Raw genomic sequence first — 280 nt, 5'->3', positions numbered from 1 at the left:
GCATCGAGCCGTCACCGGCGCGCGCCCACAGCGACACGAGGTCGGCTTTGGCGAACAGGTTCCAGGTCAGCCAAAGGCACGCTGCGAGCAACAGCCAGATGCCCCACTTGCGCAGAATCTGCCGCACGAACGTCAACGGCCCGCTCACCGCGAGCAAGGTCGCCAGCGCACCGAAGAACAGCGTCCACAGCATCGGATTGGCCCACAGCGAACCTTCGCTGAAGGCGCGGGTGCCGAGCAGGCTGGCGGCGTCGCGCATGACGATGATTTCGAACGAGCC

At 66.1% G+C, this 280-nt stretch carries 1 protein-coding gene; it reads right to left on the bottom strand.

The window, feature by feature from the left end:
* The coding region (locus tag AAEY83_RS14335; protein WP_351059885.1) for a hypothetical protein at nt 1-280 on the bottom strand (280 nt) is incomplete at both ends.

The organism is Psychrobacter sp. TB20-MNA-CIBAN-0197 (assembly GCF_040309765.1).
In the GTDB taxonomy this organism is placed as follows: domain Bacteria; phylum Pseudomonadota; class Gammaproteobacteria; order Pseudomonadales; family Moraxellaceae; genus Psychrobacter; species Psychrobacter submarinus.
This window is presented reverse-complemented; position numbering and strand designations above follow the sequence as displayed.